Annotated in this window: 25 protein-coding genes; 4 read left to right on the top strand and 21 right to left on the bottom strand. The window is 61.6% G+C overall.

All coding sequences use genetic code 11. The features are described 5' to 3' along the window. Nucleotides 1–77: 77 nt before the first annotated feature. A complete protein-coding gene (locus AC1D1M_RS26790) occupies nucleotides 78–1,022 on the top strand; it encodes a GlxA family transcriptional regulator (RefSeq protein ID WP_477777992.1) in 945 nt (314 codons plus the stop codon). Between the two features lie 73 nt (nucleotides 1,023–1,095). After that, nucleotides 1,096–1,755 (top strand): methyltransferase family protein, encoded by a 660-nt coding sequence (locus AC1D1M_RS26785; protein ID WP_477777991.1) that lies wholly within the window; start codon nucleotides 1,096–1,098, stop codon nucleotides 1,753–1,755. Between the two features lie 33 nt (nucleotides 1,756–1,788). Here AC1D1M_RS26785 and AC1D1M_RS26780 read toward each other — a convergent pair whose 3' ends face one another. From AC1D1M_RS26780 to AC1D1M_RS26680, 21 genes are all read right to left on the bottom strand, one after another. Further along, nucleotides 1,789–2,454, bottom strand: a complete 666-nt coding sequence (locus tag AC1D1M_RS26780) for an HAD-IA family hydrolase (protein ID WP_477777990.1) — start codon at nucleotides 2,452–2,454, stop codon at nucleotides 1,789–1,791. A 60-nt stretch (nucleotides 2,455–2,514) separates the two neighbouring features. Beyond that, complete coding sequence (locus AC1D1M_RS26775) at nucleotides 2,515–2,922, bottom strand: response regulator (RefSeq protein ID WP_477777989.1); 408 nt, start codon at nucleotides 2,920–2,922, stop codon at nucleotides 2,515–2,517. A gap of 282 nt (nucleotides 2,923–3,204) precedes the next feature. Then, nucleotides 3,205–3,489 (bottom strand): pentapeptide MXKDX repeat protein, encoded by a 285-nt coding sequence (locus AC1D1M_RS26770; protein ID WP_477777988.1) that lies wholly within the window; start codon nucleotides 3,487–3,489, stop codon nucleotides 3,205–3,207. 53 nt (nucleotides 3,490–3,542) lie between these two features. After that, complete coding sequence (locus AC1D1M_RS26765) at nucleotides 3,543–4,328, bottom strand: molybdopterin-dependent oxidoreductase (RefSeq protein ID WP_477777987.1); 786 nt, start codon at nucleotides 4,326–4,328, stop codon at nucleotides 3,543–3,545. Beyond that, complete coding sequence (locus AC1D1M_RS26760) at nucleotides 4,325–4,942, bottom strand: cytochrome b/b6 domain-containing protein (RefSeq protein ID WP_477777986.1); 618 nt, start codon at nucleotides 4,940–4,942, stop codon at nucleotides 4,325–4,327. Before AC1D1M_RS26760 ends, AC1D1M_RS26765 begins: the two co-directional genes overlap by 4 nt. A gap of 316 nt (nucleotides 4,943–5,258) precedes the next feature. Further along, nucleotides 5,259–5,798 (bottom strand): type II secretion system protein, encoded by a 540-nt coding sequence (locus tag AC1D1M_RS26755; protein ID WP_477777985.1) that lies wholly within the window; start codon nucleotides 5,796–5,798, stop codon nucleotides 5,259–5,261. Continuing rightward, complete coding sequence (locus AC1D1M_RS26750) at nucleotides 5,773–6,147, bottom strand: type II secretion system protein (RefSeq protein ID WP_477777984.1); 375 nt, start codon at nucleotides 6,145–6,147, stop codon at nucleotides 5,773–5,775. Before AC1D1M_RS26750 ends, AC1D1M_RS26755 begins: the two co-directional genes overlap by 26 nt. 4 nt (nucleotides 6,148–6,151) lie before the next feature. Beyond that, complete coding sequence (locus tag AC1D1M_RS26745) at nucleotides 6,152–6,625, bottom strand: type II secretion system protein (protein ID WP_477777983.1); 474 nt, start codon at nucleotides 6,623–6,625, stop codon at nucleotides 6,152–6,154. Between the two features lie 2 nt (nucleotides 6,626–6,627). Further along, on the bottom strand, nucleotides 6,628–8,454 hold the full coding sequence (locus AC1D1M_RS26740; protein WP_477777982.1) for a secretin N-terminal domain-containing protein: 1,827 nt from the start codon (nucleotides 8,452–8,454) through the stop codon (nucleotides 6,628–6,630). Then, complete coding sequence (locus tag AC1D1M_RS26735; protein ID WP_477777981.1) at nucleotides 8,451–8,978, bottom strand: hypothetical protein; 528 nt, start codon at nucleotides 8,976–8,978, stop codon at nucleotides 8,451–8,453. The genes AC1D1M_RS26740 and AC1D1M_RS26735 overlap by 4 nt, the downstream gene beginning before the upstream one ends. Beyond that, nucleotides 8,978–9,526 carry a pilus assembly protein PilO gene (locus AC1D1M_RS26730; RefSeq protein WP_477777980.1) on the bottom strand — a complete coding sequence of 183 codons (549 nt, stop codon included), beginning with the start codon at nucleotides 9,524–9,526 and terminating at the stop codon, nucleotides 8,978–8,980. The genes AC1D1M_RS26735 and AC1D1M_RS26730 overlap by 1 nt, the downstream gene beginning before the upstream one ends. Further along, nucleotides 9,513–10,058, bottom strand: a complete 546-nt coding sequence (locus tag AC1D1M_RS26725) for a PilN domain-containing protein (protein ID WP_477777979.1) — start codon at nucleotides 10,056–10,058, stop codon at nucleotides 9,513–9,515. The genes AC1D1M_RS26730 and AC1D1M_RS26725 overlap by 14 nt, the downstream gene beginning before the upstream one ends. Nucleotide 10,059: 1 nt before the next feature. Then, nucleotides 10,060–10,863 carry a hypothetical protein gene (locus tag AC1D1M_RS26720; protein ID WP_477777978.1) on the bottom strand — a complete coding sequence of 268 codons (804 nt, stop codon included), beginning with the start codon at nucleotides 10,861–10,863 and terminating at the stop codon, nucleotides 10,060–10,062. Beyond that, nucleotides 10,844–12,550 (bottom strand): GspE/PulE family protein, encoded by a 1,707-nt coding sequence (locus AC1D1M_RS26715; RefSeq protein ID WP_477777977.1) that lies wholly within the window; start codon nucleotides 12,548–12,550, stop codon nucleotides 10,844–10,846. Before AC1D1M_RS26715 ends, AC1D1M_RS26720 begins: the two co-directional genes overlap by 20 nt. An 84-nt stretch (nucleotides 12,551–12,634) precedes the next feature. Then, nucleotides 12,635–13,168, bottom strand: coding sequence for a response regulator (locus AC1D1M_RS26710; protein WP_477777976.1), 534 nt, complete (start codon nucleotides 13,166–13,168; stop codon nucleotides 12,635–12,637). A 224-nt stretch (nucleotides 13,169–13,392) separates the two neighbouring features. Further along, entirely contained in the window at nucleotides 13,393–13,545 is a 153-nt protein-coding gene (locus tag AC1D1M_RS26705) for a hypothetical protein (protein ID WP_477777975.1), read from the bottom strand. A gap of 13 nt (nucleotides 13,546–13,558) precedes the next feature. Beyond that, nucleotides 13,559–14,860 (bottom strand): ABC transporter substrate-binding protein, encoded by a 1,302-nt coding sequence (locus AC1D1M_RS26700; protein WP_477777974.1) that lies wholly within the window; start codon nucleotides 14,858–14,860, stop codon nucleotides 13,559–13,561. Between the two features lie 9 nt (nucleotides 14,861–14,869). Beyond that, nucleotides 14,870–15,490 carry an SCO family protein gene (locus AC1D1M_RS26695; protein WP_477777973.1) on the bottom strand — a complete coding sequence of 207 codons (621 nt, stop codon included), beginning with the start codon at nucleotides 15,488–15,490 and terminating at the stop codon, nucleotides 14,870–14,872. Further along, nucleotides 15,487–16,143 (bottom strand): SCO family protein, encoded by a 657-nt coding sequence (locus AC1D1M_RS26690; RefSeq protein ID WP_477777972.1) that lies wholly within the window; start codon nucleotides 16,141–16,143, stop codon nucleotides 15,487–15,489. The genes AC1D1M_RS26695 and AC1D1M_RS26690 overlap by 4 nt, the downstream gene beginning before the upstream one ends. A gap of 12 nt (nucleotides 16,144–16,155) precedes the next feature. After that, on the bottom strand, nucleotides 16,156–16,416 hold the full coding sequence (locus AC1D1M_RS26685; RefSeq protein WP_477777971.1) for a hypothetical protein: 261 nt from the start codon (nucleotides 16,414–16,416) through the stop codon (nucleotides 16,156–16,158). A 314-nt stretch (nucleotides 16,417–16,730) separates the two neighbouring features. Then, the gene (locus AC1D1M_RS26680) at nucleotides 16,731–17,339 is read right to left on the bottom strand and encodes a lytic transglycosylase domain-containing protein (RefSeq protein WP_477777970.1); all 609 of its coding nucleotides are present in this window, start codon (nucleotides 17,337–17,339) and stop codon (nucleotides 16,731–16,733) included. Between the two features lie 194 nt (nucleotides 17,340–17,533). On the opposite strand from AC1D1M_RS26680, the gene gspG reads away from it, so the two are divergent. Further along, nucleotides 17,534–17,968 carry a type II secretion system major pseudopilin GspG gene (gspG, locus tag AC1D1M_RS26675; protein WP_477777969.1) on the top strand — a complete coding sequence of 145 codons (435 nt, stop codon included), beginning with the start codon at nucleotides 17,534–17,536 and terminating at the stop codon, nucleotides 17,966–17,968. A 14-nt stretch (nucleotides 17,969–17,982) separates the two neighbouring features. Continuing rightward, nucleotides 17,983–19,170 carry a type II secretion system F family protein gene (locus AC1D1M_RS26670; RefSeq protein ID WP_477777968.1) on the top strand — a complete coding sequence of 396 codons (1,188 nt, stop codon included), beginning with the start codon at nucleotides 17,983–17,985 and terminating at the stop codon, nucleotides 19,168–19,170. Nucleotides 19,171–19,456 lie beyond the last annotated feature (286 nt).

Genomic DNA, 19,456 nt, shown 5'->3' with positions numbered 1-19,456 from the left:
GTTATAGAGGGACTTACGCTTGTCTCAAATGACGTTTAAAGTACGTTTTTCGGACATCAGCATTTGAGGACAGGCCGATGATCAGCGTGGCGTTCGTGGTTTTCGACGGTTTCCAGTCCATGGCGCTGGCCGCCATGCCGGTGTTCGAGTACGCCAATTTCAGTGCCGCAGAGGCGCTGTATGACGTGCGCGTGCTGTCCGAAAACGGTCACAACCTGCGGGCCTCCGGTGGCCTGAACGTCGGCACAGAGGCATTCGACGGGCGCGTGTTCGACACAGTGATCGTGGTCGGTGGCGACTCCATCGTCGAACAGGCACCCGAGGCCGTGCTGGATTACCTGCGGGCCAGTATCAACACGGCGCGCCGTACGGCGTCGATCTGCTCCGGGGCGTTCGTCATGGCCCAGGCCGGCCTGCTCGACGGGCGGCGGGCCACCACCCACTGGGCCTACGCCCGGGAACTGCAGGCGCGGTTTCCGGCGATCAAGGTCGAGGCCGATCGCATCTACGTGATCGACGGTTCGATCTGGACCTCCGCCGGCATGACCGCGGGTATCGACCTCGCATTGGCCATGGTGGAAAAGGACCACGGCGCTGAGCTGGCCCGGGCCGTGGCGCAGAAGCTGGTGATGTACCACCGCCGCGCTGGCGGCCAGTCGCAGCACTCGGCGCTGCTGGAGCTGGCGCCGAAATCCGACCGCATTCAAACCGTGCTTGGCTACGCCCGGGAACACCTCGCCCAGCCCCTTTCGGTGGAGCAACTGGCACAAGTGGCCAACCTCAGCCCCCGGCAATTCAGCCGGGCGTTTCGCGCCGAAACCGGGCAATCGCCAGCCAAGGCCATCGAAAACCTGCGCCTGGAAACGGCGCGACAGATGCTTGAACGCGGACGCCTGACCCTCGACCAGATCGCCCTGGAAACCGGGTTCACTGACCGCCGACGCATGCGTGAAACCTTCCTGCGGGTGTTCGGACAACCACCACAGGTGATTCGGCGCAATGCCAGAGCAGAGGTGCTTTGATCGCGCCCTCGCCCGGCGAGGGAACCATCGCTATCTACACTGAACGTACCGGAGGCTTTTTTTGGGAGGCGCCATGAAAATCTCGGCCAAACTGGCGTTTTTCGCCGTCGTCAGCACCCTCGCCTACCTCGCCCTGGCGATCTGGGGACTAGGTGGTTTCGCGGCTTACTTCAGCCACGGTTCACTGGTCGTCGTGGCCCTGGCCACCCTGATCATGGCCGTCGTATCACTGTTCACCGAAGTCAACCTGAGTTCGGGGGAACGCGAAGACCGGGCCAATCGCTGGGTCATCCCGGCCTTCGGCGTGATCGGTGTGCTGAGCGGCTTTCTGCCGGCCTACACCGACCGTATCGATTTCTGGACCTTCGGAGGCGAAGGCGTGCGCTGGCTCGGCGCGCTGTTATTCATCACCGGCGGCGCGCTGCGGTTGTGGCCGGTGTTTGTGCTGGGCAAGCGCTTCAGCGGGCTGGTGGCCATTCAGCCGGGACATCGACTGGTCACCGAGGGGATTTACCGCAACCTGCGCAACCCCAGTTATCTGGGGATGATGGTCATCGCCGTGGGCTGGGCACTGGCGTTTCGTTCGGGGGTTGGGTTGTTGCTGGCAGCCCTGACCTTGATCCCGCTGATTGCCCGGATTCAGTCGGAAGAGGCCTTGCTCAGGGCGCAGTTCGGCAGCGAATACGAGGCCTATTGCGCCCGCAGCTGGCGGCTGATTCCCGGACTTTACTAACTGGAACACTGATCCCACAGGGATTGCTGTTGTTTACACAGACTTCAATCGAACCGAACCATCGGCATCCACCTGAACCCGGACCGATTCATAACCCGCCAACGTCGCATGCAACGTCTCGATCGGCTGCTCATGGGTCGCCGTGACAATCATCAAGTCCGCCCCCGCCGCCTCGGCCGCCAGAATCCCCACCGTGGCATCTTCAAAAACCAGGCACTGTCCAGGCTCGACACCCAGGCGCCGGGCTGCGAGGCGGTAACCCGCGGGGTCCGGTTTGCCGGCAGTCACATCCTCGGCGGTGATCATGACGGCAGGTTCGGGAATCCCCGCCGCGGCCATCCGCCGCAACGCCAGTTCCCGCGGCGCGGAAGTAACGATGGCCCACTGATCGGCTGGCAATGACCGCAAAAATTTCGCCGCGCCAGCCACTTCGAACACCCCGTCGACGTCGTCGATTTCCGCTTCGGTAATCCATGCAGCTTCGGCCTCGGCATCCACCCCGGGCAAGCCCAGGCGCCTGATGGTGTCAATGGCACGGGCGCCGTGAATGGTCGGCAGGAAGCTGTCGACATCGACGCCATGGCGCACCGCCCAGGTTGTCCAGACCCGCTCGGCGGCGGCAATGGACGTCAGGACCGTGCCGTCCATGTCGAACAGAAAGGCACGGTAAGTCGAGTTGAATACAGAGTGATCAGCCAAGGAAAAGAACCTCGCAGGTGCCGGACGGATTTGCCCGGCAATGTAGCATCTGCGAGCGGATCAGTTGAGTCGCTTGGTCTTGAAGGTCTCGCCCACACAATCGAGCAGCCCGCCGATCATCCAGGGCTTCTTGATGAAAGAAACGGCGTGCCGCACGCCTGCGCTTTCAGGCGTTTCGAAACCGGACATGATCATGATCGGCTTGTCCGGCCAGCGATCACCGAACTGGTTGGCCAGGTCCGCGCCATTGAGCGTGCCGGGCATGGTGATGTCTGTCAGCAGCATGTGCACCTGCGGCGCATGCTGTTCCAGATAGATTGCCGCTGCGTCCGCACTGACTTGCGGCTCGACGACAAAACCTTCCTCCTGAAGAATCTCACAGAGAAACTCCAGGATCAGCGGGTCGTCCTCAACCACCAGAATCAACCCGCCAGGAAGATCTCCACCCGCCGTCGGTACTCGACTCATGACCGTGTCGCTCCCTGATTGCCTGAATGATTTCGCGGGTTCTGATCCGCTACCTATAGGGTATGAGCAGCGGACTCGGCGGAAAATTCATTTTTGATACAGCCAAGTGGCTGGTATCAAGTGGGCTGATCAATCTTGTGCAACACGCTACCCCGAAGCCCTGCGGAAAAACCTGTGGGAGCGAGCTTGCTCGCGATGGCGGCAGATCAGTCAACATCGATGTCGACTGTCAGGCCCTCATCGCGAGCAAGCTCGCTCCCACAGGTATCGGGTCGCTTGTAATTACTGCGACATTTCGCTTTTTTTCATCGCATCCTTGGACATCGCGTCTTTTTTCATCGCATCCTTGGACATTGCATCCTTGGACATCGAATCGGTCTTTTTCATCGCGTCTTTCTTCATCGCATCCTTGGACATGGCGTCCTTGGACATCGAATCCTTGCTCATGCTGTCGTTGCTCATGCTGCCGTTGCTCATGCTGCCGTTGTCAACAGCAGTAGCGGCGAACACAGAGGCAGCGCCAACGGCCAGGCACATGGACAGAACAACAGTGGTCAACTTTTTCATGATGAAACTCCTTGGAGCGTGGGTTGTGGGGGTGTGAAATGGCCAGGCCCCCGTCAGCTGCCACCGAACCAGTTGTAGCCCTGGTCTTCCCAGTAGCCACCCGGATAGGTGTTAGTGACGAAAATCGCCTGAATGTGTTTGGGGTTTTTGTAGCCGAGCTTGGTGGGCATGCGCAGCTTCATCGGGAAGCCGTACTCGCGGGGCAGCACGGCGCCGTCGTAAGTCAGCGTCAACTGAGTCTGCGCATGCAGCGCGGTGGCCATGTCGATGCTGGTGTAGTAGTCGTCGGCGCATTTGAAACCGACGTATTTGGCGTCGGTGTCGGCGCCGATGCGCTTGAGGAAATCGCTGAAGCGCACGCCGCCCCAGCGGCCGATGGCGCTCCAGCCTTCGACGCAAATGTGCCGGGTGATCTGCTCGGTCTGGGCCATGGCGCGCAGTTCTTCGAGGCGCCAGCTGCGTTTGTCGGCGACCAGGCCGGTGACCTCCAGGCGATAGCCCTCTTCCTCCACCGTCGGTGCCTCGTCGATGCCGTAGAAGGCATTGAAGGGAAACGGCCGGGTGATCATCGACTCGGGATAGGTCGGCGCCATCGCGTTGGGGTTGAACAACCAGCCCTGGACCCGGTCGTTGAAGCGCGACATGGACGACAACGCAGTCTCGACGCTTTCGTTGTCGGTGATGTTGCAACCGGACAACATCGCCACACCGCCGAGGGTCAGGCCACGCAGCAGGAACGAGCGGCGCGAGCGGTCTTCGATCTGCGGAGCGAGGATCTTGCGGGCGTCGGTGAGGATCGAAGACTCGTCCAGCCCGGGAACTTGAATACGCTTTTTCATACCTGCTCCTTGCGACCGACGATCATGGCCAACAGCGTTTTCGGTACCAGTGCGACCATCAGCAGATGCACCGCCACGAAGGCCACCAATAAAGCCATGGCGAAGAAGTGCACACGACGTGCGCCTTCGTAACCGAACAGCAATTCACGCAACAGCGGGAACTGCACCGACTTCCACAACACCAGCCCGGAGAGCACCAGCAGCGTGATGTCGACCATCACGAACAGATACGCCAGCCGTTGCACCTGGTTGTAATGACTGAGATCGGCATGCGGCAGTTTTCCGCGCAACGCGGCCCACAGGTCCTGCAGCACGCCTTTGGGCGAAACCGGGAAGAAACGCCGTTTGAGGCGTCCGCTGAACAGGTTGAAGGCCAGGTAGATCAGGCCGTTGATCGCCAGGAGCCACATCGCCGCGAAATGCCATTGCAGCGCGCCGCCGAGCCAGCCGCCGAGAGTGATCGACTTGGGAAAACTGAATTCATAGATCGGTGAGGCGTTGTAGATGCGCCAGCCGCTGGTCACCATCACCAACACCGCCAGGGCGTTGAGCCAATGGGTCAGGCGTAGCCAGCGTGGATGACTGGACTTGGGTGAAGCAGTGGTCTGCGACATGTCCGGCTCCCGGTTGTTGTTCGTTGGAGCCGATTATGGGAGCCGGAAGATCGCCAAATCCTCACGTAAAGTTAAATTAAATGTGATAACTCGTCCTCGCTCCCACAGAAGTGCAAACGACGTACACCTGCTGCTTTTCACCACTCAACAGGCCGAGCGTTTTTTGGGTTACTTTTTTTAGGCGCTTGTAAAAAAAGTGACTCGCCGTAAGGGCGAAACCATAAGCCGCCGTTACCAAAAAAACGGATATGTACACAGTCAACAAAAGACAGGTCGGCAGTCAGGCCGCCTTCGCGAGCAAGCTCGCTCCTGCGGTTCAAGGCTGCAATGCCTGAGGCTCGGTGGACTGTGCTTTCGGCGGCCCGCCGGTATCTTCGAGGGAGGCTTTTTCGGCCACGAACTGCCAGTCCTTGTAGCTGGCCATGCCGTTGAAGTCCGACCACTCACTGGGAAAATTCGCCTGCTTGAGCGGCTTCTCGGTGGACGGGCAGTACACACCGCTGATCCGTCCGTCGATACCGCGTATCAGCTCCCATTCGCCACCTGTCATCGGCTCCGGGTACAACTGCCGGATATGGTGCTTGGCCGAAGGGAAACGCTCGTCCTGCAACAGGTCCGCGAGTTCTTTCGGGTACAGAGCGACACCAGGCGAACTGCGGTAATAGCTGCGCAGTGCCTGGGCATACTGCGTACCGACCCAGAGCAACTGGTTTTCGCGATCCCGGCGCGCAGCGGTGGCCCACAACTCGCCGGCACTGGCCAGGCCCATGCCTATCACGACGATCAGAAACAGCACACCCAGATAGGTGAAACCGTCCTGGCCCGATGGCTTACCACTCGGAATACAGGCTGCCATCACGCGCCCTCCCGCCGGCCCCACTCTTGATATCGGCCACCCCGCCCGCCACGCCATCCGGTGGCGCGACCATGACCCAGGTGTCCTTGCGCTCGGAAATCGGGTCCAGCGGCTGGTTACGCAGGTAGCGCAGTTCGACCAGCTGTTCGATGGAATCGGGATAACGCCCGGTGTCCCCGTAGTAGTGATCCAGCGCCTCGCGCATGGACGACAGACTCTGGTGCAGTGTGGTCTCTTTGGAGGCCTCCAGGCTGCTGAAGTAGCGTGGCAAGGCGATCGTCATCAGGGTCGCGATGATTGCCAGGACCACCATCAGTTCAATCAGGGTAAAACCCTTTTGCCGACGCATAGGCTCACCACTCTCGGTAGGCGATACCGTTGAGACCCTTGCCCCGGGCCTTGGAGTAAACGTCAAAGACGTCCTGGCCCTCCCGCGGGTTCTCAGCCGAACTGTCATAGGAACGCAGGCCCCAGCCACCATTGTCGTCACGTTTGACGATGGCCAGCGGGTCACGGGGGATGCGCCGCAGAAAGTAGAACTTGGCCCCCTTGGCGCTGCGCACGTCACGCACACCATCGACCAGCACTTTCAGGTTCGGCGGGTAGCCGCTGCTGTCGACCGACTTCTCGATGTAGCCGGCGTCGAAGGCGTGTTTGTAGGCGTCGATGCCATCGCGGATCTCGTACAGCGCAGTCCGCAGATCCTGCTCTTTGCCCCGGCGCACCACCGTCTCGGTCAGCGGTGCGGCCATGCCGGCCAGCAGGCCGACCAGGGCGAGCGTCACCACGACTTCGATCAGGGAAAAACCGCGTTGCGAGACGTTCATGATCAAGGCTTCCCAACGGTAACGGTGGTGGCGATCGGTGCGCTCATGGGGTTGGTCTGAACCGTCGTGCTCATCGAACGGTCCGGTGCCTGGATGTGCATGCTGGTTTCGGTACCGGTCGGGAACTCCATGTCGGACGGGCTCTGGTACGGCAGGTTGCGCACGATCCGCGGGGTGATCGACAGCACCAGTTCGGATTTGCTGACGTCGTCCTTGTTGCTGCCGAACAGGCGGCCCAAGCCGGGAATGTCACCCAGGCCGGGAATCTTGTTGCCGGTGCTGCCATGGTCGTTGCGCACCAGGCCGGCGAGAATCTGGGTTTCGCCGTCATGCAGACGCAAGGTGGTCTGGGCGTTGCGGGTATCGACCTGGACCGGAATGGTGCCCTGAGCGGTCGGCGTCAGCGGCGTGGCGTTACTGACTTCCAGCGCGATCTTGATCGCCACTTCGTTGTTCAGGTGCACGATGGGTTGCACTTCGAGCTTGAGACCGACGTCGAGGTAGGTCACGCTTTCGGTGATCACCGGGCCCTGGGTCGAAGGCACCGAGGTGGCGCTGATGATCGGCACGCGCTGACCGATGTGGATGCGCGCCTGTTCGCGGTTGCTGACCCGAATCACCGGGCTGGCCAGGGTGTTGATGTCTTTGTCCTGGGCGTTGATCTTGGCCTGCGGCGATGGCGAGATGGTAATCCGGCTGGAGTCGATGCCTTTGAGTTGATCAAGAAGGGTCACCGCCGAGCCGTCGCTGTTGACCACACCGAAGGTGTTGGGCCATTGCAGGCCAAGGTCGAGAATGCGTTGGCGGGCGACTTCCATCACTTCCACTTCCAGCACCACTTCCGGGTTGGACTGGTCCTGGGATTGCAGAAGTTTTTCCGCCATGCGCACCGCGTCACCGGTATCGCGCATGGTCAGGGTGTTGAGGCGCTCATCGACGAACACGTCGCGGGTCTTGAGCATGGTCTTGATCATGTTCAGTGCCGTGTTGGCATCGATGCTGGTCAGGTAGAAGGTGCGCATCACCAGCTCCTGGTAATCCTTGATCTTCTGCGGCGAGTCCGGGTAGATCAGCAAGGTGTTTTCGTTCACCACTTTCTGATGCAGCTGGTTCTGTTGCAGCAGCAGTTCCACGGCGTCTTCGATACGCACGTCACGCACGAAAATCGTGGCTTTCATGTCCGGGCGCAGGTCCTTGTCGAAGATAAAGTTCAGGCCGGCGACCTGGGACAGCACTTCGAAAATGGTTTTGAGGTTGGCCTCGCGAAATTCCAGGGTCACCGGCCGGTCCAGGCGCGTGCGCAGCTGCGGGTACTGCACCACGTTGCGGCTCTGCACCAGGCGGATGCTGTCCTGCAGTTCCAGGGCCCCCTCGTTCTTCGGGTCCAGTTCGAGAATCTGTTTGACCTGGCGGTCGGCACCGTAGATGTCACCGCGACGCAGGTCGCCACGAGCCAGTTCGAGTTTCTCATCCATGCTGCGCAGATAGTCGAGCTGGCGCAGGGAATCCTGGGCACGACGGTTGTTCGGTTCGATGTTCAAGACCCGGCTGTAAGCCATGCGGGCCCCGGCAAAATTACGCTGGGCCCGGTCCATGTCGGCCTGGGTCAGCAGCGCCGTCACGGCGCGGGCCCGACCGTTGTTGAGGGCCATGTGCAGATCGGTATCGCGAGGGTTTTCACGCAATCCCTGTTCGATGCGGGCCAGACCGGCTTCGTACTGTCCCGACTCCATCAGGGCGGAAGCTTCGTCCCTGGCGATCTGCGCCGAACTGCACGCGGCCAGCCCTGCACAGAGACACAGGCTCATCAGCAAACGGGATTTGTTCATTCCGTACTCCCCACAGACAAGGTCTGCGATACATGCAGCGGCAGGTAAACCAGGCTCAGTTCCTCATCGGAAATCCGCTCGATCCGCCAGGTTTCGTCGATGACATCCCCTTTGCGCACGACGTATATTTTTTCGCCGTTCTGCAAAAACACCTGCAGGTCGGAACGGTCATCCAGCCTGCCGACAAACTGGAAGGGCAACGGCGGTGCAGTGGGGACTTGCACCACCGGAGTCACGACGACCGGTTGTTCAGTGACGGTGCCGGGGGCCGGCGCTGCTTTCCAGCTGCGGGCGGCGAACAGGTCGCCTGCCGGGCTCAGGTCCTTGATCGGCGCTACCGCCGCGGCGCTCGATGCAGTCGCCGATACGCCAGGGGCCTTGACCTTGGCTGGCGTGGTCACGGCGGCCACGGTGGCCACCACAGGGTCGCTGTCGTCAGCCTGTTTGAAGTATTCGGGGAACCAGGCGAGCGCTGCCGCTACAGCGAAGAACGCCCCCCAACCCACCGCTCGTTTGGTATTCATCATGACCTCGACAGGTAAAGGGTCATGCGGATCCGCCCGGTCAGGTCGGTATCGGCGATGTTCTTGCGCTGAAACTCCACATCCTCCAGCACCACCGCCGGCAACTGGCCGAGCAAGGCGTGCAGGAAACGCCGCAGTTGCGGATAGCTGCCACGCACCGGCAGCAGAATCTGATAACGGGCCAGGTGCGTCTTGGGGTCCACGCCCAGCGAGTATTCACCCCGGGACAAGGTGATGCGCTCCTGGGCGGCCAGGGCGTAGATCTTGTCGATGGCCACGGTGGCCTGAGGCTGGGACGGCAACTTGCTGCGGAAATCGTCGAGCTGGCGCTGCGGTACCACCGGCGCAGCCACGCTGCCGTCTTCGACCTTGGCCAGATACTCGGTAGCTTCGCGAGTCTGCTGGCTGAGGCTTTGCAGCGACTCCCAGTCCGGCAGCAACCCGACCAGGCCATAGCTCAGCGCCAGCACCAACAGGGCCAGCCCTGCCAGCCCCGGAACGCCCAGGCCTTGCAGGTATTCGTGGACGATCAATTTATGGATTTGCATCGCCGATCTCCCAGGTAGCCGACAGGCTGAACTGCACCGGGTGTTCCGGCACGTTGGCGACAATTTCGTGGCTCAGCAGCGACACGTCGGACAGCTCGTCGCTGGCTTCGAGGCGGCGGTGGAAATCGAGCATGGCGTCCAGGTCCAGCGCCTCGGCGCTGATCCGCACCTGGCCTTTGCGGGCGTCCGGGGTCAGGGTCAGCAGGGCAATGTTGTCCCGCGGCATGGCTTCGAGGGTGGCAAACAGGCGTTCCCAGGGGCGGCGCAACTGCTGGGAGACCTTGCGCATTTCGGCCAGGTTCTGCGCCTGCTCGCGGATTTGCGCCGGAGTCAGGCTGAGCTTGGTGCCGGTATCGCCGGTGAGCACCCGCTGTGTGGTTTGCAGGTGGCCCTGCTGTTGTTCGGCCTCGTTGCTCAGGTGCTGTTGCACCAGCGCGCAAGTCAGTGTCAGTACCACGCCACCGGCCAGCAGGCTCCAGCCCAGAGGACCTGCACGGCGGCGCGGCTGAAAGTCGAGCATCAACGGGCGCATGTCAGGCCACCGCCCGAGACATGACGTACAGGCAATCGCGTACGGCTGTCCGGTCTTCTTCGAGGGTGCGCAGATGCACACCGGGCACGTCAGGATGCGAATCGATGCGCGCCGGTGCATGCAGGTAGACATTCAACGGCCGTTCGCTGGTGGAAGCCTGCAACTGGTTTTCACGGCCGATCAACGCGGTCAGCGCGGCATCGCTGTCGCTGCTGCCCACCGAACGCACCGAGGTCCAGCGCCCTTCCCGGGCCAGCAGCAATACGCTGCGTACCGGTTCGGCGACTACGAACAGGAAGTCCCCGGGATCAAAGCTTTTATCGAAATGATTGAACGCCGCCATCAGGTACGGCTGCACCGAACGCAGACGCAATCCGCGAGCGCTGACCAGGGCGCGCAGGTGTTCGAGCAGGTCCTGTGGCAGTGCGGTGGCGATGCGGTCATAACCGGCGGGTTCGGCCGAGAGCACCAGGCTCCAGGGTTGCGTCGGGGCACCGTAGAGGTCTTCGAAACACAGTTGGGCGAAGCTGCGCAATTCGGCCGGACTGCTGATCTGCTCACTCCAGGGCACCAGGCAATAGCGGCTGAAGTGCCCGGAGATCACCACGGTCAGTTCCGCCCTGGCAACGCTGTGTTCGGCCAGCAAACGGTCGAGGGTGTCGAGGGCCACCGCCCAGGCCTGGAAGCCTTCGTCGATGTAGCCGACGCTGCCCAGCCAATGGGTTGCGCTGCCTTGCCGTTGCCCCAGGCCAACCCCACTGGCGCCGAGCACGGCGACAAATTGCTCACGAGACAAAAGTGACACGATTGATCTCCTCGAGAGTGGTCCGGCCTTGTTCCACCATCTCCAGCGCCGACTCGCGCAACAGGCGCAGGCCACGTTTGCAGGCATGGGCCTTGATTTTCGAAATGGGTTGGCGCTCGACGATCATTTGCCGCAGTTCGTCGTCCAGGTGCAGCAGCTCGGCAATCGCGCTACGTCCGCGATAACCGGTGCCCCGGCAATGCCCGCAGCCCTTGCCGTGGACGAACTGGTAGTGAGCGACCTTTTGCGGGTCAAGCCCCGAGACCTCCAGCTCTTCTTCTGTCGGGCTGTAAGGGCTGCTGCAACTGGTGCAGACCAGGCGGATCAAACGCTGGGCCAGCACGGCATTGAGTGCCGAGACCAGGCTGTAGGGATCGATTTCCATCTGGGTGAAACGGCCGATCACGTCGAACACGTTGTTGGCGTGAATGGTGGTGAACACCAGGTGACCGGTGAGCGCCGATTGCACGGCGATCTGTGCGGTGTCCGGGTCGCGAATTTCACCGACCATGATCTTGTCCGGGTCATGCCGCAGGATCGAGCGCAGACCCCGGGCGAAGGTCAGGCCTTTCTTCTCGTTGACGGGGATTTGCAGCACGCCCGGCAGCTGGTACTCCACCGGATCTTCAATGGTGATGATCTTGTCCACGCCGTGGTTGATCTCGGTGATCATCGCGTACAGGGTGGTGGTCTTGCCGCTACCGGTAGGCCCGGTCACCAGCACCATGCCGTAAGGTTCGGCGGCCAGCCGGCGCAGCTGGCGCAGGGTTTCTTCTTCAAAGCCCAGGGCCTGCAACTGCACGCCACAGACCTTGTCGGCGAGGTCCTGTTTGTCGAGCACCCGCAGCACCGCGTCTTCCCCGAAAATGCTCGGCATGATCGACACCCGGAAGTCGATCTGCCGGCCGCTGATGCCGATCTTGAAGCGGCCATCCTGGGGCACGCGTTTTTCGCCGATGTCCAGTTCGGCCATGACCTTGACCCGGGAAATCACTTGCTCGGCGAACTCGCTGCCCTGGATCTTGCTGATGTTGTTGAGCACGCCGTCAATCCGGTACTTGATCACCAGACCGCTGCCGGTGGTGCCGAGGTGGATGTCGCTGGCGTGCATTTTCAGCGCGTCGTACAGGGTCGAGTTGACCAGTTTGACCACCACGCTGGAATCTTCGCTGATGCTGGTCAGGGACAGGCTTTGCAGGTTATCGATTTCTGCGCCGGCGTCGCTCTGGGCGTTGAGCGACTCCACCGCATGGAAGCTTTCTTCGTGACGCGCCAGGTAGGCCTTCAGGTCATCGGCATGCACCAGGTACAGCGGCGCGCCGTGCAGGCATTCATCGATCCAGGCCAGGCGTGCGCTGTCGAAGGGGTCGGCGAACACACCAATGACCGCATCGTCGTGACGCAGCAGGATAAATTCGCGCTTGAGGCATTGGGCCAGGGTCACCCGGTCGAACACCGGCGTGGATTTGAACAGGCTATCGGTATCGAGCACCGGGTAGTGCAGGGTTACGCCGAGGCATTGAATGAACGGCATGGGAGCCAGTTCGCACAGCCCCCCGAGGGCGTCCAGCATCCGCTCGCCGGAACTGGTGGCCAGGGCTCGGGCCTGGGCCAGTTGTTCACTGGTAAAGCGAGTCGGTACACATTCCGGTTGCGCCGGTTCTACGGCAAGGGATAGACGGTCCATGGCTTGCTCTCCAACGCCCGGGGCTTTGAGCCCTGTCGGCGCGGCGAGCCATTTCGGCGGGGGCCGGAACGTCTTGTCGCGCCACTACTCCCCGGTGAGCAATTGTTCGTCGTCTGGTGCCATGGAGGCCGATGTACTTTTTCGGCGATCTGCAAGCACCCAACTACCGTCGTACAACTGCAGCGGGAAACTCTCGGTCCTGCTCTGGCGTCGTTCGACGAATCCTTCGCAAGTGCTCACGCCCGCTTTGGGCTCGCGCTGCCTGCCCAGAAGATCAAGCACTGCACGGGCCAGCTCCGCCAATGGAAACGGTTTGAACAGGATATGGCTGACTCCCTTTTGCCGGGCCCGCTCGCAAACTTCTGCGGTGGGATGCCCTGTGATCAGCACAAAATGACACTTCCTGTTCCGGCGGACGGCATCGAGCACCTGAAAGCCTTCCATATCGGGCAAGCGGTAATCGAACACCATCACATCGGGCGCGAAATCGTCAGCTTCAGCGATTCCTTGCGCACCGTCGTGGGCAATCCGGACTTCCAGTGCTTGCCCCTGCAGGTAACCCTGGAGGTTTTCCGCCAGCAACTGTTCGTCATCAACAACCAGTATTTTGTTTAACAAGGTCGACTCCTTGAAACCTCAGGTCCGGGTTTTGAACCTGGCTGAGTGCGCGCCTTGATGGGGCTTATGCACACTTCACGCCAGGCTTAGCACCGGTAATTTCAGGTCTTCATGTCCTTGAATTTAAAAACAATGCCTTCTTGTACAGATATCCCATTCCCCCAAAAACGGGGAAAGCGACCGGATTGGCATTGAGGTTTTTTCCCCACTGTTGGGGAAACCCCCTATTCATTGTCAATCCGCTCGATTCGATTGCGCGAGCGCAATGGCGCCGACGCCCGCATCCCGGTTAAGCGTAGCCGCGCGGCTTCGACAGTGGAAGCGTCTGCACCGGGCCCCCATAGCGTCAGCAGGACCGGCAAGGTGTTGAGATTCATGATCGGCCTCCGGTCAGGGCGTGGTAGCAACGGGTTTATAGGGTTTATAGGGTTTATAGGGGGCGACCAGGTAGAAACGCTGGCCCGGCAGATCCACCGTGACGATATGGGCACCGCTCAAGCCCAGGCGCCGGCCCGGACCAAAGCTGATCAGCGGCGTGAGCCCGGTATCGAAGTCATGCAGGCCTTCCAGGGCACTGACCAGCTTCTCGCGACTGGCATCCCGCCCGGCCTGCTTCATGCCTTCGCTGAGCAGCATCATCGAACTGAACGCGCCCACTTGCAGCACCGCGTGCTGGCCACCGAGGCCCTGGTGTTCGCGCAACTGGGTCAAGGCCAGGCGCCCGGCCAGGGTCCAGTCGCTGGGCACGAACGGAAAGGCCAGGAACACCCGCCGGGAAAATCCGCTGGGCACCTGCATCAGATTGCCCGCCACCTGGTTCGAGGCGGCGAACAGGTACGGCACCTGCCCCGCCGTTTGCAAGCGCTCGGCCAGTCGACTGAAGCCGCTGCTGCTGCCCAGGTAAAACACCGAGCGCGACCCCAGGGGCAAATCATCCCCGGTCGGGTCGTAGGCTTGCAGACGCACCTTTTGCCAGGCGTGCCCCTGCAAGTACTGGCTGAGTTCCTGCGCCGCCAGCCGTTGGCCGGATTCGTCCGGATAGGCGATCAGCGTCGGCCCCGGCAGCACCCGCAGGCTGGCACCGGCGTAATCGGCCAGGGCGATCAATTGCTCGCGAAGCCCCGGCAGCGGTTCGAATATCTGCGGGCTGGTGTGGGGCGTGCCCTGCAAGGACAGCGGCCCGATCAGAGGAATGCCGGCCTCTTCCAGACGCGCGGCAAGGTCCATGTCCAATGCCGGCGCCAGCGGTGCAATCAGGGCAAACACCTGCTCTTCATCGATCAGCCGGTCCAGCGCCTTTTCGGCACTGGCACGGTCGGTGCCGGGGTCGAGGATGGTCAGGCGCAACTGCCGGCCATGAATTCCGCCCGCCTCGTTGATACGCACCACGCAGCCGTTGAGCACCGCCGCCACCGTGGCGCCCTCCTCGCTCAATGGCCCGGTGCCCGGCAACAACGTGCCCAGGTGCAGACTGTCGGGGGTCAGGCCCGGATCGCGGTCTTCGGCCTGGCGCTTGGCCGGCAGCACCATGTTCGATGCGCCGACCCAGGCCATGATCGGTTCGCCGCTGGCCGACACACCTTCGCGGTACAACCGCTTGCCGGCACTTTCGCTGAGGCTCAGCGGCAGCGCCTGGGCGCTGAGCGTGATGCCGCCGAGGAGCAGCAGGCCAAGGACGAGGGCAGTGTTCATGGCCGTGGCTCAGTGACAGGCCACGGGCATTGTCAGCGACTGCAAGCGCTGGGCAATGGCGGCGGCCGGGGCATCGGAACGGATGTTGCTCCAGCGCTTGGTCGCCACGTCACCGACGATCAACTGGGTGGAGTGCTGCTCGGGGTTCGGCACGGTCTGGCCGATGCGATCCAATACAAGGTCCATTTGCGCCTTGTCGCCGGTAAGAAAAAACCAGTGGGGCCCATCGATGCCCTGTTTCAAGGTGTAAGCCTTGAGTACCGCCGGGGTGTCCCGCAGCGGATCACTGGTAAGGGAGATAAAGGTGATGCCGTCGGCCTTGTCGCCCAGCACTTCACGCACTTCTTTGAGCTTGCGGGTAATCAGCGGGCAAGCATCGTCGCAACGGGTGTACATCACATTGAGCAGCACCACCCGGTCCTGCAACGCGTCGCTGTAGAAGCGCAGCGTGTTGCCGTTCTGGTCCTGCAACGGCGTGTCGGTGAACCAGGTTTTCGAATCGTCGGTGCCAGTGGACGGTTGCGCGGCCGCCACCGCGGGCGCGGCCTGCTCATGCCCTTCGTGGGCAAGCGCCACTGAACTGAAGATGCAGTAACAGATACTCAGGGCCAACCAGACGATGGCTCTCATGGCTGATGCTCCATGGCGATGGCGGTGTGCTTGGCGTGGGCGTTGCGTTCACCTCTGAGCCTCTCGACGGCCCGGGCCAGCTCCGTCGGTTCGGTGAGACCGTAGTAGCGGGTCCAGAAACGGTTGTTGCCGTCCCCCACCAGAATCATCGGCGAGTGGTTCTCGACGTCACCGCTGTAAGCGCCCAGACCCATGAGGGTGGCCGTGACCGACTGCGGCGAACCGGTCAGCCAGCTCCAGCCCGGCCCGTTCTGGAAGGTGCGGGCGTAGTCGTTCAGGCGTTGGGGATCATCACGCTGCGGGTCGATGCTGATCGACACCAATTGCACCTCGGTGCCGACCCGCGCCCCCAACTGTTTCTGCACCTTGCCCATGATCGAGGACACCACCGGGCAGACCGTGGTGCAGCTGGTGGAGATGAAGCCCATGACCACGATCTTGTTGCTCACCAGGTCTTTTTCCAGGCTGACGACCTTGCCGTTCTGGTCCAGCAGGGCCACATCGGCAAACTTGATCCGGGCGGTCTCCGGGCTGGCCTTATTGGCCGCCATGTCGTGCCCGGTGTGCTCGTCCGCCGAGTGGGCCAGCGTCTGGCCGATACCGAAGGCCAACAGGCCGAACGTCAGCAGGCTGCGATGCGCTAATCGGTTCATGTCAGCTTCCTCTTAGTGGGTATCGCCGGGTATGACCCGAACACCCGGCGCGACGCCGGACAAGGGCTGGCCCGAGGCTTTGTCCATCACACGAAATTGCATGTCGGCAAGTTCCACCGAAATCCCGTTACGCTCCGGCGCCTGCTCGCTCCAGGTGTCGGGCAAGGCGACTTCGTCGAGCGCAGTCGGGGGCACGGTCCGCCATACCCCGAACCCGATCAACGCCATCCCGAGAATCAGCGCACCGCCAGCGATTGTGATGGTCCTGTCCATGTCAAAAATCCCCTTCAGAATCTGCTAGCCGGCAATCTCGATGCCGAGCATCGATGTCACCAACAACAGCAAATTGATGAGGGACGGCGCGTGGGATATGCCAATCATGTACTCGGGCCTCGCTGCGGGTTATCGGGAAACACTTCTCGACAATTCGTCCGGAGCAATCCGCATGCCACAAAAAAATACGTTATTAATCAGCACTTTATAATCACGACTTGATAAGCCGGGGGATATTCCCCACCCAATCCCCCCACTTTCTCGCCGGGGCCACTATTCCCCACTATTGGGGAAAACCGCCCCCCGGTTTTCGATCACAACGGCGCATCCGCGGACAACCCCTGCAAACGCCGATACTGGTTCAGCACGCTGGGCACATAACGCTGGGTTTCGGCGAACGGCGGGACCACGTTGCCCCGGCTGAGCACCGCTTGCGGGCCGGCGTTATAGGCGGCCACGGCGAGGCGGATGTCGTTGTCGAACATCGTCATCAGGCGCTTGAGATAACGGGCGCCGCCCTGGATGTTGGCCTTGGGGTCGTAGACGTTGGTCACACCCATTTCGCGGGCGGTGTCGGGCATCAACTGCATCAGCCCGCGAGCGCCCCTGGGTGAGGTAGCGCGGGCGTTGTAGCTGGATTCGGTCTTGATCACTGCGTGCAGCAGCGCCGCCGGCAGTTCGTTGGCCGTGGCCGCCGCCGACACCAGCTCGGCGTAGGGTTGCGCGGCGATCATCTGCGGTTGCTGGTCGAGGCTGACGACCGCCGCATCGGGCTCATGGATCACCCGTTCATAGTGGCGTCCGGGGCGGTGGACATTGGACAGGACATAGCTGCCCTTGGCGTCCACGGAGACGAACACATCGGCCTGTGCGGCACCAGCGAGCGCGAGTAATCCGAGCAATCCTGCGGTGATGGCTTTCATTGTTATGCCTCCCCTGCCCGGCCCCGAAAAATGGGGGTATTGCCCCAATGGCCGGTAGTAAAACAGCCATACGCAAGCACTGTGCCGTAAGTGAAAAGCCCATAGCACGGGGGGTGCAAAAGGATGCCCAGTCATGAGCATGGCAATTGCATGCGCTTGTATAGCGACTCTGCTGTCGACTGAGGGAGGTCATCATGAATCAGCGACTGTGTTACGCCAGGCGAATCCAAAGCGGGTTCACCCTGCTCGAACTGTTGGTGGTGCTGGTGGTGCTGGGGCTGTTGGCCGGCATCGTGGCGCCGAAGTATTTCGCCCAACTGGGCCGTTCCGAAGTGAAAGTGGCCAAGGCGCAAATAGAAGGCTTGAGCAAAGCCCTGGACCTTTACCGCCTGGAGGTCGGCCATTACCCGTCGACCGAACAGGGCTTGCAGGCGCTGGTCACTGCCCCCGCCGACGAACCGCACTGGACCGGCCCGTACCTGCAGAAAAAACTCCCGCAAGACCCCTGGGGCCGCAACTACAGCTATCGCTATCCCGGTGAAAACAGCGAGTACGACCTGTTGTCCATGGGCAAGGACGGGCAACCCGGCGGCGAAGGCGAGAACGCCGAAGTCACCAACTGGAACTGACGGGAATGGCGACCATGCGCTTTCATCTCAAAGCTGTCGGCAAGGCCGGTGTCGTCTCAATGACCATCGAGGCACCGGGGCACAGCGAAGCCAGGCGCATCGCCGAAGACCAGGGCCTGCGGGTCGTCAGCCTGCACGCCGAGCGACATTGGCGGGCCTTGCGCCTGCACCAGCGCGAGACCTTCAACCTGGTGTTGTTCAGCCAGGAACTGACCACATTGCTCAACGCCGGCCTGCCGTTGATCGATGCGCTGGAAAGCCTGGCGGAAAAGGAAAACGCGCCACAAGCCCGCAAAACCCTGAGCGAGCTGGTGCGCTTGCTTTACGAGGGCAAATCGTTTTCCCAGGCCTTGAGCCAGATGTCGGCCGTTTTCCCGCCTTTGTACGTGGCGCTGGTGCAGTCCAGTGAGAAAACCGGCGCCGTGGGCGATGCCCTGGGCCGGTATGTCAGCTACCGCCAGCGCATGGACGAGGTTCGCCAGAGGATCGTCAGCGCGTCGATCTACCCCATGCTGCTGCTGGTGGTGGGCGGTGGCGTGGTGTTGTTTTTGATGGGCTACGTCGTACCGCGCTTCAGCCTGGTGTTCGAAGGTCTGGGGTCGAACCTGCCCTGGTTGTCGCAGATCCTGATGAGCAGCGGCATGTTCCTTCACGCCCATCAGGGCGAATTCTTCGGTGGCTTGCTGACCATCATCGTCGCCCTCGCCCTGCTCCAGCGCCAACCGGCCTTTCGTCGGGGGCTGGACCGCCTGATCGAGAAACTCCCCGCGGTGCACCAACGCATCTTCATGTATGAGCTGGCGCGCTTCTACCGCTCGCTGGGGATTCTGTTGCAAGGCGGCATTCCCCTGGTCACCGCCATGGGCATGGTCCGTGGTTTGCTCAGCGTCGCCTCCCGCGCGCGCCTGGACCAGGCCTGCGACCGGGTGCGCGAGGGGCAATCGCTTTCTGCCGCGCTGGAGCTCAATCACCTGGTGACCCCGGTGTCCCTGCGCCTGCTGCGCGCCGGCGAACAGTCGGGCAACCTCGGGCAGATGATGGAGCGCAGCGCCGACTTCTACGACGAAGAAATCAGCCGCTGGATCGAATGGTTCGTGCGGCTGTTCGAACCTCTGCTCATGACCTTCATCGGCCTGTTGATCGGGGTGATCGTGATCCTGATGTACATCCCGATTTTCGAACTGGCCTCAAGCATTCACTGACCATATGGAACAGGGCCACGCTGCCCGTTGCATTTTTTCAACCTCCAATTGAATAAATCAGTCCGTCGAGGTGTTTAACAAGTTCCCATGCGAAAAAAGCAACACGTTGCAATGTTCATCAACGTTCCAATCTGAATAAGAAGACGGAGAACGACATGCACATCAATAAGCTTTTACTGGCAGTAGCTATTGGCGCGGTTCTGTCGGCGTCTACCGTATTGATTCCGGACAGCCTGTCCGGGGTATCCAGTGCTCAGGCCAAGGATGGGGGTGGTGGCGGTAGTGG

The sequence above is a fragment of the Pseudomonas sp. P1_F7 genome, assembly GCF_056405655.1.
The sequence above is the reverse complement of the archived record's forward strand: the minus strand, read 5'-3'. Positions and strand labels throughout refer to the sequence as shown.